The 12,442-nt window shown below is 69.9% G+C and carries 11 protein-coding genes; 5 read left to right on the forward strand and 6 right to left on the reverse strand.

Annotated elements, in window-relative coordinates:
• Positions 1-82 precede the first annotated feature (82 nt).
• The 3 genes from ACSMXV_RS13535 to ACSMXV_RS13545 all read right to left on the reverse strand — a co-directional run bounded on the left by ACSMXV_RS13535 (position 83) and on the right by ACSMXV_RS13545 (position 3,417).
• Positions 83-991, reverse strand: a complete 909-nt coding sequence (locus tag ACSMXV_RS13535) for a sugar ABC transporter permease (protein ID WP_473177873.1) — start codon at positions 989-991, stop codon at positions 83-85.
• 13 nt (positions 992-1,004) lie between these two features.
• Entirely contained in the window at positions 1,005-2,006 is a 1,002-nt protein-coding gene (locus ACSMXV_RS13540; RefSeq protein WP_473177874.1) for a carbohydrate ABC transporter permease, read from the reverse strand.
• Between the two features lie 136 nt (positions 2,007-2,142).
• On the reverse strand, positions 2,143-3,417 hold the full coding sequence (locus ACSMXV_RS13545) for an extracellular solute-binding protein (protein WP_473177875.1): 1,275 nt from the start codon (positions 3,415-3,417) through the stop codon (positions 2,143-2,145).
• Between the two features lie 541 nt (positions 3,418-3,958).
• Between ACSMXV_RS13545 and ACSMXV_RS13550 the strand changes: the two genes are divergently transcribed.
• Complete coding sequence (locus ACSMXV_RS13550) at positions 3,959-5,026, forward strand: LacI family DNA-binding transcriptional regulator (protein WP_309484408.1); 1,068 nt, start codon at positions 3,959-3,961, stop codon at positions 5,024-5,026.
• A 100-nt stretch (positions 5,027-5,126) separates the two neighbouring features.
• Complete coding sequence (locus tag ACSMXV_RS13555) at positions 5,127-6,020, forward strand: phosphatase PAP2 family protein (protein ID WP_473177876.1); 894 nt, start codon at positions 5,127-5,129, stop codon at positions 6,018-6,020.
• Positions 6,021-6,266: 246 nt separating this feature from the next.
• On the opposite strand, the gene ACSMXV_RS13560 is transcribed toward ACSMXV_RS13555, so the two are convergent.
• Positions 6,267-9,287, reverse strand: coding sequence for a bifunctional [glutamine synthetase] adenylyltransferase/[glutamine synthetase]-adenylyl-L-tyrosine phosphorylase (locus tag ACSMXV_RS13560; RefSeq protein WP_473177877.1), 3,021 nt, complete (start codon positions 9,285-9,287; stop codon positions 6,267-6,269).
• A gap of 725 nt (positions 9,288-10,012) precedes the next feature.
• On the opposite strand from ACSMXV_RS13560, the gene ACSMXV_RS13565 reads away from it, so the two are divergent.
• From ACSMXV_RS13565 to ACSMXV_RS13575, 3 genes are all read left to right on the forward strand, one after another.
• Complete coding sequence (locus ACSMXV_RS13565) at positions 10,013-10,417, forward strand: ATP-binding protein (RefSeq protein ID WP_473177878.1); 405 nt, start codon at positions 10,013-10,015, stop codon at positions 10,415-10,417.
• 139 nt (positions 10,418-10,556) lie between these two features.
• On the forward strand, positions 10,557-11,117 hold the full coding sequence (locus ACSMXV_RS13570; RefSeq protein ID WP_473177879.1) for a pyridoxamine 5'-phosphate oxidase family protein: 561 nt from the start codon (positions 10,557-10,559) through the stop codon (positions 11,115-11,117).
• 86 nt (positions 11,118-11,203) lie between these two features.
• Positions 11,204-11,626 carry a VOC family protein gene (locus ACSMXV_RS13575; RefSeq protein WP_473177880.1) on the forward strand — a complete coding sequence of 141 codons (423 nt, stop codon included), beginning with the start codon at positions 11,204-11,206 and terminating at the stop codon, positions 11,624-11,626.
• Between the two features lie 36 nt (positions 11,627-11,662).
• Here the strand turns inward: ACSMXV_RS13575 and ACSMXV_RS13580 are convergent, their stop codons facing one another.
• Positions 11,663-12,100, reverse strand: a complete 438-nt coding sequence (locus ACSMXV_RS13580; protein WP_473177881.1) for a type II toxin-antitoxin system VapC family toxin — start codon at positions 12,098-12,100, stop codon at positions 11,663-11,665.
• Positions 12,097-12,366, reverse strand: a complete 270-nt coding sequence (locus ACSMXV_RS13585) for a ribbon-helix-helix domain-containing protein (protein ID WP_181866353.1) — start codon at positions 12,364-12,366, stop codon at positions 12,097-12,099. The genes ACSMXV_RS13580 and ACSMXV_RS13585 overlap by 4 nt, the downstream gene beginning before the upstream one ends.
• Positions 12,367-12,442: the final 76 nt, after the last annotated feature.

Below are 12,442 nucleotides of genomic sequence, written 5' to 3' on the forward strand. Positions count from 1 at the left end.
GCGGCCGCGGCGCGGCGGGGTCTGATGAGTGCCGCGGCCGCCTGCCCGTGCGCGACGCTGCGCACGGGAGCCGAGGGGTGCGTCAGCCCTTGGTGCCGCCCGCGGTGAGGCCGGTCACCAGGTTCTTCTGGACGAGGTAGAAGAGGGCCGAGATCGGGACGGCGATCAGGACAGCGGCGGCGGCCATGTAGTGGCGCTGCGCGTCGTGTTCGCTGATGAAGCTCTGCAGACCCACGGCGAAGGTGTACTTCGTGTCGTCAAGGAGAAAGACAGACGCGAACGCGACTTCGCCCCATGCGGTGATGCAGGTGTAGAAGGCCGCCACGGCGAGGCCGGGACGGGCCAGCGGCAGGATCAGCCGCACGAACGTGCCGAAGGGCGAGAGGCCGTCGACCCGGCCCGCCTCGTCGATCTCGACCGGGATGGTGTCGAAGTAGCCCTTGAGCAGCCATGCGCAGTACGGCACGGCCGTGGTGCAGTAGATGAGGATGAGGCCGCCGTAGCTGTCGATGAGGCCCAGCTCCGAGAGGATCTCGTACATCGGGACCATCAGGACGGCGACCGGGAACATCTGGGTGACCAGCAGGATCCACATGAACTTCCGGTAACCGGGGAAGCGCATGCGGGAGACCGCGTAGCCGGTGGTGGCGGCGAAGAGCACGCCGATCACCGTCGTGCCGAGCGACACGATCAGGGTGCTGCCCAGCCATTTGAAGAAGTTGGTGTGCTGCAGCACGAACGAGTAGTTGGAGAGGCTCGCCGTGTCGAGGATCCGCCCCGGGTGCAGATAGTCGTCCTTGTCGGGGCCGAGCGACAGGAAGATCAGCCAGGCGATCGGGAACAGCGCGATCAGGCTCGCGACGATCAGTATGCCGTGCGTGAGGACGGAGGCGGCGGTGCTGCGCTCGCCGCGCCGCCGCACCCGGCGTGCCGGCGCCGCGGAGGCCTTGTCCGTGGCCGCGGCCGGGGTGTCGAGGGTCGTGGTGCTCATGGGGACTCCTGCCTCAGACGGCGAGCTGCTCATTGCGGGCCAGCCAGCGGCGGTAGACGGAGGTGAAGACGATCAGAATGGACAGCAGCAGTACGCCGTACGTGGCGGACTCGGCGTACTCGCGCGGCTGCTGGCCGAAGCCCAGCTGGTAGGCCCAGGTGACGAGGATGTCGGCCTCCGGGGCGGTGCCGCCGAACAGCAGGAAGATGATGGCGAACTGGTTGAAGGTCCAGATGACGCCGAGCAGCACGACGGTGGAGCTGACGGCACGCAGGCCCGGCAGCGTGACGTAGCGGAAGCGCTGCCAGGGGGTCGCGCCGTCCATCTCCGCGGCCTCGTACAGGGACGCGTCGATCGACTGCAGGCCGCCGAGCAGCGAGACCATCATGAACGGCACACCGCACCAGGTGTTGACCATGATCGCGGCGAAGCGCTGGAAGAAGGTGTCCTCAAGCCACTGCGGCTGCGGCAGATGCAGCGAACCGAGCATGGAGTTGATGACCCCGGAGTCGGCGAGCATGAACCGCCAGGAGAAGACGGTGACGAAGGTGGGCACCGCCCAGGGCAGGATCAGCAGCATCCGGTAGAAGGTGCGGCCGCGCATCTTCTGGTTGAGCAGCAGGGCGAGGCCGAGACCGATGACGTAGTGGAAGGTGACGCAGAGCGCCGTCCACACGATGGTCCAGATGAAGTGGGACCAGAAGCGGTCGTAGGACGTCGGGCCCCACAGGATGTCCGCGTAGTTGTCCAGGCCGATGAACTGGTACGTGGCGTCGATGTGGTTGACGCCGATGGTGCGCGCCGAGTTGAGGCTGTCGGCGTCGGTGAGCGTGAGATAGAACCCCCGCACCAGGGGATAGAGCACCAGCACACCGAGCACGACGGCGACGGGGGCGATCATCGCGTACGCGTACCAGTACCTCTGGTACGAGCGCTTCAGGCGCTGCAGCGGGCCGGTGCGCGGCCCGCGGTCACCGCGGCTCTTGGGGGCCGCGCTCTCGACGGCGACTGTCATGGTTCGACACCTTCTGAGGGAGATCTGCTCGCTGACTGCCCGGTGCTGCCGGGTGCTGCCCGCTCTGCTGAGGGCGTGCCGGTGGCCGCCGGATCCGCCCGCCCCCTCGACGGGCGGATCCGGCGGCCACTGAAGGTCACTTGCTGAAGTCGGGCACCAGCTTCGCGATCGCGGTCTCCGCGTCGCTCAGGCCCTTGTCCAGCGACGACTTGCCGCCGGCGATCTTCAGCAGCTCGGTGTCGAGCGGGCCCCACAGCGAGCTGTACTCGGGCAGCTCCGGGCGCGGCTGGGCGGCGGAGAGCACCGTCTGGAAGCCGGCGATGCCCGGGTCGGCCTTGACCTCGGCGGTGTAGGCGTCGTCACGCGTCGGCAGCGTGGAGTTCTTCAGGGCGATCTGCTCCTGGGACTTCGCCGACGTCATGAAGTTCACGAACTTCAGCGAGGCCTCCTGGTGGGCCTTGTCCGAGCCCGCGTACACGGAGAGGTTGTGGCCGCCGGTCGGGGCGCCCGCCTTGCCCGTGGAACCGGCCGGGACGGTCGCGATGCCCAGGTTGGACTTGTCCTTGAAGGCCGAGCCCTTGTAGAAGTTCGTGATCTCCCAGGGACCCTGGATGATCGCGGCGACCTTGCCGCTGACGAAGGCGTCCTGGATGTGGGCGTACGCGTCGGCGGTGGTGTCGGCCTTGTGCAGGCCCTTGCCGTCGAACAGGCTCTGCCAGGTCTTGTAGGCCTTGACCGCGGCGTCGCTCTTGACCGTGATCTTCTTGGCGTCCACGTCGACGGTGTCGGTGCCCTCGCCGTAGAGGAAGGACTGGGCGTAGTACGACTGCGTGGTGCCCCAGTAGCCGTCGACGCCCGTCTTCGACTTGATCTTGGCGGCCGCGGACTTCAAGTCGTCCCAGGTGGCGGGCGCCTCGGTGATGCCGGCCTTCTCGAAGAGCTCCTTGTTGTAGACCAGCGCGAGGGTGTCGGTGACCAGCGGGGCGCCGTAGGTCTTGCCCTCGTACTGGGCCTGCTCGATGAGGTTCGGCTTGAACTTGTCCTGGTCGGCGAGGGCCTCGGTGCCGTCGAGCGGCAGCAGGTAGCTCTTCTTCGCGAACGCGGGGGTCCAGCCGACCTCGGCGCGCAGCAGGTCCGGGGCGCCCTTGGAACCGGCGGCGGTGTCGAACTTGTTCTGCGCCTGGTCGAAGGGGACGTTGACGTACTTGACCTTGATGTCCGGGTTGGCCTTCTCGAACTGCTTGATCAGGGCCTTGTACGTCGGGGCCTCGTTGGTGGCGTTGGACGTGTCCCACCAGGTGATGGTGACGGGTCCGTCCGAGTTGTCGCTGCCGCTGTCGCTTCCGCCGCAGGCCGTCGCCGTGAGGGCGAGGGACGCCGCGAGCGCGGTGGCCGCTATGCCACGCCGCATGAGATCTCCTTGAGGGTGAATGCCCGTGTGGTGGGGGATGCGGTCCCGCCCGCTCCCCTGGCCGACTTGCCGACTGCTCCGTTGCGGCCGCCGGGCGACGCAGAACGTAACAGCGCTGCAAGCCTTGCGAAAGACCTTGCAGCAAAAAAGTGCAAGGAACGCAGGACGAGTTACCGCTTCGTAACTTCCGCGGCCCCTTCGAGGGCGGGTCGGCGCAGCTGACAAGGGGATTGCGGAGGGGCACTCCGGGCTGTGCAAGACTCTGCAAGCCCTTGCCAGGATCGTCCGATACGGGAATCATCACCCCGTCCGGTCCTTGCAGAGGTCACCCATCGGTCACCGCAGGCACCGGTCACTCACCCCATCCACCGGACACCCCTCCGGATGGCGCACAGCCGCCGGCCGCCATACCCCCACCGGTCACCCACCAGGAACACGAGGGAGCACGATGACGCAGCAGCCCCGAGCGGGCGGTCCAAGTGCCCGGATACGGCGTCCGGTTGGTGGGCAGCCCGACATCCGCCCGGTAGGGTCCACTCCCGTGACCGCGCGGCTCGCCGACATCGCAGCGCAGGCGGGGGTCAGCGAGGCGACGGTGAGCCGTGTTCTCAACGGAAAGCCGGGAGTCGCGGCGACCACCCGCCAGTCCGTGCTGGCTGCGCTCGACGTCCTCGGCTACGAACGGCCCGTGCGGCTGCGGCAGCGCAGCGCCGGCCTCGTCGGGCTGATCACCCCCGAGCTGGAGAACCCGATCTTCCCGGCACTGGCCCAGGTCATCGGCCAGGCCCTGACCCGTCAGGGGTACACGCCGGTGCTTGCGACGCAGACGCCGGGCGGCTCCACCGAGGACGAGCTCACCGAGATGCTGGTGGACCGCGGCGTCTCCGGCATCATCTACGTCTCCGGGCTGCACGCCGACACCACCGCCGACATGCAGCGCTACGAGCAGCTGCGCGCCCAGGGCGTGCCGTTCGTCCTCGTCGACGGGTTCTCGCCGAAGGTCCAGGCGCCGTTCATCTCGCCCGACGACCGGGCCGCGATGCAGCTCGCCGTCACGCACCTCGTCTCGCTCGGGCACACCGGGATCGGGCTCGCGCTGGGCCCGAAGCGGTTCGTGCCCGTGCAGCGGAAGATCGAGGGATTCGTCCGCACCATGCAGGACCTGCTGGGCCTCAGCCCCGACGACGTCGAGGAGCGACTCGTCCAGCACTCCCTCTACACGCTGGAGGGCGGCCAGGCCGCGGCCTCCGCGCTCATCTCCCGGGACTGCACGGCGATCGTGTGCGCGAGCGACATGATGGCGCTCGGCGCCATCCGCGCGGCGCGCCAGCACGGTCTGGAGGTGCCGGACGACATCTCGGTGGTCGGCTTCGACGACTCGCCGCTCATCGCCTTCACCGACCCGCCGCTCACCACCATCCGCAAGCCGGTCCCCGCGATGGGCCAGGCGGCGGTCCGGACACTGCTCGAGGAGATCGGCGGTACGCCCGCTCCGCACAGCGAGTTCGTCTTCATGCCGGAGCTGGTGGTGCGGGGCTCGACCGCCTCGGCGCCCGGAGAACGCGGCTCGCCGGTGAGGCACACGGTTCAGCCGCAACGCACGCAGTAGCCCGTACGGCACGCCGTCGTCCGTAGGGCGTAGACAATACGAACGGAACTCGACCAGAGGATGATCGGTCAGGGGGTCGTTTCTGGCAGACTCTGTCCCTATGGGTGAGACGACCGTGACGACTTCGGAGGGCCGCCGGGCGGCCGTTCCGTCACCCGTCGCGGGCGAGGCCGAGAGCCGTGCGGAGCAGGGTCTGCTGCACCGGGCGCGAGCGCCTCGGCGGCCACGGCTCTGGTTCGAGATCCTGCTGATCGCGGTGAGTTACTGGACGTACTCGCTCGTCCGCAACGCCGTACCGGAGCAGAAGGCGCAGGCGCTGCGCAACGCCGACTGGATCTGGAGCATGGAACGGCAGCTCGGGATCGCCGTCGAGCAGACCGTCAACCACGCCGTGAACTCGGTGAAGTGGCTGATCGTCGGCATGAACTACTACTACGCCACACTGCACTTCGTGGTGACGCTGGGAGTGCTGGTGTGGCTCTACCGCCACCACCCCGGCCGGTATGCGGGGGCACGCACGGCCCTGTTCGCGACCACGGGTGTGGCCCTGCTCGGCTACTACCTGTATCCGCTGGCGCCGCCCCGGCTGATGAGCGGCGGCCACTTCGTGGACACGGTGCTGGTCCATCAGACGTGGGGTTCGATGGCGTCCGGCGACCTGAAGAACATGTCGAACCAGTACGCCGCCATGCCCTCGATGCACATCGGCTGGTCCGTCTGGTGCGGGCTGACCATCTTCGCCCTGGCCACGGTCCCCTGGGCCCGGGTCCTGGGCCTGCTCTACCCGGTCGGCACCCTGGTCGTCATCGTCGCCACGGCCAACCACTTCTGGCTGGACGCGGTGGGCGGCATCGCCTGCCTGGCGTTCGGTTACGCGGTGGCACGCACGTGGTACGGGGCGCTTCCGCATGCACTGCCGCGGTGGGTGTCCCACCGCACCGGGGAGCCCCAACGCTGGGGCACCCAGGCGCTACCGAGTGCGAACCGCCCGTAGTCGGCGCTCGCCGCTTCGGCGGCCGGCCGCCGCCCGCGGCGCGGCGGCAACGCCCGCAAGTCCCCGCCCGCTACCACGGCGGGAAGGAATGTCCCGCCGCAGCGGCGCGCAACCACGACGGTGGAGTCCGGCGGCGCCGAACCGGCTCAACCGGCGGTCCATCGGGCTTCCGCAGCGCCAAGCGGCCGACGGGCCGCGCCCGGCCCGGAGAAACACCCGCGCGGTTCCGCGACCCGTGGAACCGCGCTACGCCCCGTAGAAGAGTTCCTCCACCACCGCCCGAGCCCTCCGAGTCGTACGCCGGTAGTGGTCCAGCATGTCCCCGCTCTGCCCGATATGCGGCTCCCGCCGCGTGGGCCCCGGCCCGAAGCCGAGGTACCGCCCGACCGCGGCGAGTTCGCGGCCGTCCGACGGGAACGTGTCGCCCGCGCGGCCGCGGACAAGCATGACGGCGTTGCGTACGCGCGTCGCGAGGACCCAGGCGTCGTCGAGGATCGCCGCGTACTCGCTGGAGATCAGTTCGGCCGCGCACGCCGCGGCCAGCGCCTCGCGGGTGCGCGTGGTGCGCAGCCCCGGCTCCGCCCAGCCGTGGCGAAGCTGCAGCAGCTGCACCGTCCACTCGACGTCGGACAGGCCGCCGCGCCCGAGCTTGGTGTGCAGCGTCCGATCGGCGCCGCGCGGCAGCCGTTCCGACTCCATGCGGGCCTTCAGACGGCGGATCTCGCGCACCGCGTCCTCGCCGAGCCCCTCGGCGGGGAACCGCAGCGGGTCGATCAGCTCGATGAAGCGGCCGCCCAGGTCCTCGTCCCCCGCGACCTGTTCGGCGCGCAGCAGCGCCTGCGACTCCCACACCAGCGACCAGCGGCGGTAGTACGCCTCGTACGACTTCAGGGTGCGCACCAGCGGACCGGACTTGCCCTCGGGGCGCAGGTCGGCGTCGATCAGCAGGGGCGGGTCCAGGCTGGGCAGCTGGAGGAGCCGCCGCATCTCGGCGACCACGGTGTTCGCGGCCTCGGCGGCCTCCCGTTCGTCCACGCCGTCACGCGGCTCGTGCACGAACACCACGTCCGCGTCCGAGCCGTAGCCCAGTTCGTGCCCGCCGAAGCGGCCCATGCCGATGACGGCGAAGCGAGTGGGCAGCTCGTCCCCCCAGCTGTCGCGCACCACCGCCCGCAGCGCACCGGCGATCGTCGCGGCCGTGAGGTCGGACACGGCGTCGCCGACCCGGTCCACCAGCGCCCCGGCGTCGGCCTCGGCGGGGCTCTCCTCCGTGCCGTACGAGGCGACGATGTCGGCGGCCGCGGTGCGGAACAGCTCACGCCGCCGCACGCCGCGGGCCGCCGTGACCGCCTGCTCGCCGTCGTCGGCACGGCCGACCGCTGCCAGGATCTCCTGCTCCAGATGGCCCCGGTCGCGCGGTTCGAGCCCGCTGGGGTCGCCCAGCAGGGCGACGGCCTCGGGGGCACGCATGAGCAGGTCGGGGGCGAGGCGCCCGGCGGACAGCACCCGCGCGAGGTTCTGGGCGGCCGCGCCCTCGTCGCGCAGCAGCCGCAGATACCAGGGCGTCTTGCCGAGCGCGTCCGACACCTGGCGGAACCCCAGCAGGCCTGCGTCCGGGTCGGCGGAGTCCGCGAACCAGCCCAGCAGCACCGGCAGCAGCGTGCGCTGGATGGCCGCCTTCCGTGTCACGCCGGAGGCGAGGGCCTCCAGGTGGCGCAGGGCGGCCGCCGGGTCGGCGTAGCCGAGTGCGACCAGCCGCTCCCGCGCCGCGTCGGCACTCAACCGGGTCTCGCCGGGCGCGAGTTGGGCGACCGCGTCGAGCAGCGGCCGGTAGAAGAGCTTCTCGTGGAGCCGTCGTACGACGGAGCTGTGCCGCCGCCAGGCGCGGTTCAGCTCGGTGACCGGCTCGGTCCGAAGGCCCAGCGACCGGCCGATGCGCCGCAGGTCGGCCTCGTCCTGCGGCACGAGGTGGGTGCGGCGCAGCCGGTGGAGCTGGATGCGGTGCTCCATGGAGCGGAGGAAACGGTACGCCTCGTCGAGCTGCGCGGCGTCGACGCGGCCGACGTACCCTCCCGCGGCCAGGGCCTTCAGCGCGTCCAGCGTCGTACCGCTGCGCAGCGTCGTGTCGGACCGCCCGTGCACCAACTGCAGGAGCTGCACGGCGAATTCGACGTCCCGTAGCCCGCCGGGACCGAGCTTCAGCTCCCGCTCGATCTCGGCGACCGGGATGTTCGCGACCACCCGGCGCCGCATCTTCTGCACGTCGGGGACGAAGTTCTCGCGCTCGGCCGCCTGCCAGACGAGGGGAGAGAGCGTCGCGACGTACTCCTCCCCCAGCTCGAGGTCCCCGGCGACCGGCCGCGCCTTCAGCAGTGCCTGGAACTCCCAGGTCTTGGCCCAGCGCTGGTAGTACGCGAGGTGCGAGGAAAGCGTCCGTACGAGCGGCCCGTTGCGCCCCTCGGGCCGCAGATTGGCGTCGACAGGCCAGATCGTCCCCTCGACGGTCGTCTCGGAGCAGATCCGCATCAGGTGCGAGGCGAGCCGGGTTGCGGCCTGCAGCGCCTTGCCCTCGTCCGCGCCGTTGGCGGCCTCGCCCACGAAGATCACGTCCACGTCGGAGACGTAGTTGAGCTCGTGGCCGCCGCACTTGCCCATCGCGATGACGGCGAGCCGGCACAGCGCCGCATCGTCGGGCGCCGCGGCGCGAGCGATGGCGAGCGCGGCGCGCAGCGTGGCCGTCGCCAGATCGGCGAGCTCGGCGGCCGTCTCCGCGACATCGGTCGTCCCGCACACGTCGCGCGCGGCGATCGACAGCAGACAGCGCCGGTAGGCGACGCGCAGCGACACGGGATCGACGGCCTCCGCGAGCCCCTGCTCGAACTCCTCGACGCCCGGGTGCAGATCCTCCGGCTCGTACATGACGAGAGCGCGCCAGTCCTGCGGATGCCGCGCGAGGTGGTCGCCGAGCGCCGCCGAGGCGCCGAGCACCCCCAGCAACCGGTCACGCAGCGGCTTCGCCGCTATGAGCGTGTCGAGCAGCTCCCGCCGGGCTGTGCGCTCGGGCTGCGCCTCGAGCAGCCGTACGAGCCCGAGCAGCGCCTGATCGGGGTCGGCGGTCGCGCCGAGGGCGTCCAGCAGTACGGGATCGGCGCGGACGGGCGACAGTTCGGCGCTGTCGAGCAGCCGCTCGGCGGCGGACGGGTCGGTGAAACCATGCCGCAGCAGCCGTGTGAAGGTACTGCTCCTCCGCCCCTGCGGCACGTTCATCTCGCGGTCTCCCGTTCGATCAAGGTCGTCCGACTTGAGCCTAACCGGAGCGCCGCGCGGAAGCGCTTGTGCGCCGTCGGTATCCGTGAATCCGTTTGGTCGCGGTCGGATGATCCGGGTATGTGGCCGAAAAGTGACTCTTGTTGAAGAGTGAATGGGCTCCGGATAATCCAACATGCGAATGACGAAACGTTTCTCCGGTATATGCCGGACATGCTCCCGTCAATCGCCTCACCCCCCATGAAGAGGAAGTTCCTTGGACCACATGCCGCGCCCCTCAGGGAGACAGCCCACGCTCGTCGGCGGAGGAACACCCGCCGTGACGTCGCCGCGCCCGAGGAGTCGTACGCCGGACTGACGGCCGGCGAGACATCCGCGAAGCGTGCCAGGATCGCGCGCCCTCCGGGGCAGCGCGGCTACGGCCTGGGCGCATCTCGCGGCGTACCCGGCGAGGGCACCGCATCCCACGCCAGGGCGGCCCCGGGCGGGTCGGCGGTGCTGGACGGCTGCGCCGGCTCGGTCTTCTCGGGCAGCCCGGTTTCGCCTCGGTCGGCTCTGCCGCGTGTGCCCGCGGGGGCGTCCGCATCGAGCATCCGGCACCGGGTGGTGGCATCACGGGGCCGGCCGCGTGAACTGCCGACGCCTCGCACCGCGTGCGCCCTCGCCGCATCAGGGCCTCATCCCTTCCCACAGCACAGCGTTGCCGTCAGGCCGGAGGCTGAGCCATGAAAACTGACATCAAGACTCTCGACTTCTACCGCCTGCACCTACCGACCGTCGGCGAGCACAGCTTGCGGCACGTCCGGCGCATCGTACGAGCGCATCTGCACCACTGGGAGCTGCACGAGCTGTCGGACGCGGCCGAGCTGGGCGTGACCGAGCTGCTGTCCAATGTGCTGAGACATGTGCCGGACCGGGCCTGCACGGTCACCCTCCGGTGCCTCGGGACGGACGCCGTACGAATCGAAGTGCACGACAGAAGCCCGGATATGCCGTACATCCGGGTCACCGGGGACCTCCTGGACGAGGACGGGCGCGGGCTGGTCATGCTGGCGGCCGTCGCCGACCTGTGGGACGCGGAGCGGACGGCCACGGGCAAGCAGGTGTGGTTCGAGCTGAAGCGGCCGTGAACCTCCTGCGCGCCGTCGCCGTCGTGCTGAAGCGGCCGTACGCCCTGAGCCCTCCCGCGCGCCATCGGCGGGCACCGATGAGTTCCGTCCCGATGCGCGGTCTGTACTCGGCAGCCGCCATCGAGGAGGAGGCCGGAACATGCCACACAAGGAACCCCCCGACGCAACCCGTACAGGAGCCCGCAACGAATCCCACAAGGAACCTCGCGCCGAGCTCGACGCACGCTACAGCGATGCCGAGGCCACGGCGGCCGAATGGTCCGATGCGGAGGCGATGCTCGCGACGGCGGAGCTCTTCTGGCTTTCGACCGTACGTCCGGACAAGCGCCCGCATGTCACGCCGCTGCTCGCGGTGTGGCTCGACGGCGCGCTGCATTTCTGCACCGGCCCCGAGGAGCGCAAGGCGAGAAACCTGGAGCAGAACCCGCAGGTGGTCCTGACCACGGGCACCAACACCTGGAATGCCGGCCACGACCTGGTGGTCGAGGGCCAGGCGGTCCGCGTGAGCGACGACGCCCGGCTGCGGCGGCTCGCGGAGGCCTGGGAGCGCAAGTACGGCAGCATCTGGCACTTCGAGGTGCGGGACGGGTACTTTCACCACCGTCCGGGCCGCGCCCTGGTCTTCCGAGTGGCTCCGCGCACGGCATTCGGATTCGGCAAGGGCGAACGGTTCAGCCAGACCCGCTGGCGGTTCCGCTGACGTCAAGGACCGGCGACTCCACCTACTGCGGGGTCGAAGACTCCCCCTGTTCCGTCCACCGATCTCCCCCGACCAGGAGAACCCGCATGGAATACACGCTCGAAGTGATCCCGCTGCCCGTCAGCGACATCGACCGGTCCCGGGACTTCTACCGGGACAAGCTCGGCTTCACGGTCGACATCGACCAGGAGGTCATGCCGGGGCTGCGCATCGTCCAGCTCACCCCGCCCGGCTCTGGCTGCTCGATCGCACTGAGTGACGGCCTCTGGAACACGATGGACGGCCCGACGCCCGCCCCCGGCTCGTACCAGGGCCTCCAGCTGTGCGTATCCGACATCAAGGCGGCCCACGCCGAGCTGGTCGAACGCGGCCTGGAGGTCACCGACCCGGTGACGTACGCCCCGGAGGACGGCGCCACCTTCATGTACTTCAAGGACCCCGACGGCAACGGCTGGGCGATCCAGGAGTACCGGGTACGGGAGACGCGACCGCTGCGCGATGCGATCTGAGACCGTCCGGACGGACGGACACGCCGGCCCGAGGAGCTAGAGATCGTCAGGCAGGATCCGGAAGTGGGTGTGTCTGCCGCCCAGCGGACGGACGGTCCGGAAGTCGCGGATGTCCCGGGTCAGGACAGCATCCGTGTCGTACTCGGCGGCGAGAGCGACGTTCACCGCGTCCACCAGGTCGAGGTCAAGCGACGCATACCGCGCCCGTACGGAAAGAGCGGCATCAAGGATCTCCGGCGTCATCGAGGCCAGGACCAGACGCATCTGCCGCACACGGGCCGTGAGCGAGCGGAGGATTCCATCGGCCGCGGCTCGCCCGGCGCGGCTGGTGGCCACCTGATGCACCTCGGTCAGGGCCAAGGGCGTTGCGACGAGGAACCCGCACTGGTCCGCGGCTTTCCTTGCGGTGTGGTGGTCGGGATCGGAACGGTTGAAGAGGGTGAGGAGTCCGGACGTGTCGGCGACAGCGATCACGCCGCATGTCCCCTGTTCCCGCGTTCCCGTGCCTCGTGGCCTTCGATGACCGCTGCACGGATCTCGTCGCCGGTTACAGGTCCGCCCAGGTCGAACGTCTCCTCGTCACTGACGAACGGCTCATTCCAGACGCGATGGGCGAGGGCAATGCGATGGATGCCCTCACGGATTATCTCGGCTTCCGGGACGCCCAGACGGGCGGCGGCATCCTTGATCAGAGCAAGGTCGCTGTCGTCGGCGTACACGTTGGTGCGCTTAAGAGCCATAACCTCATGGTACACAACGTGTACCACCGCGGCAGAGGTCGCGCCAAAGAGCGAGTGCGGGGCTCCCGGTCATCGG

The sequence above is a fragment of the Streptomyces sp. DSM 42067 genome (genome assembly GCF_055792885.1).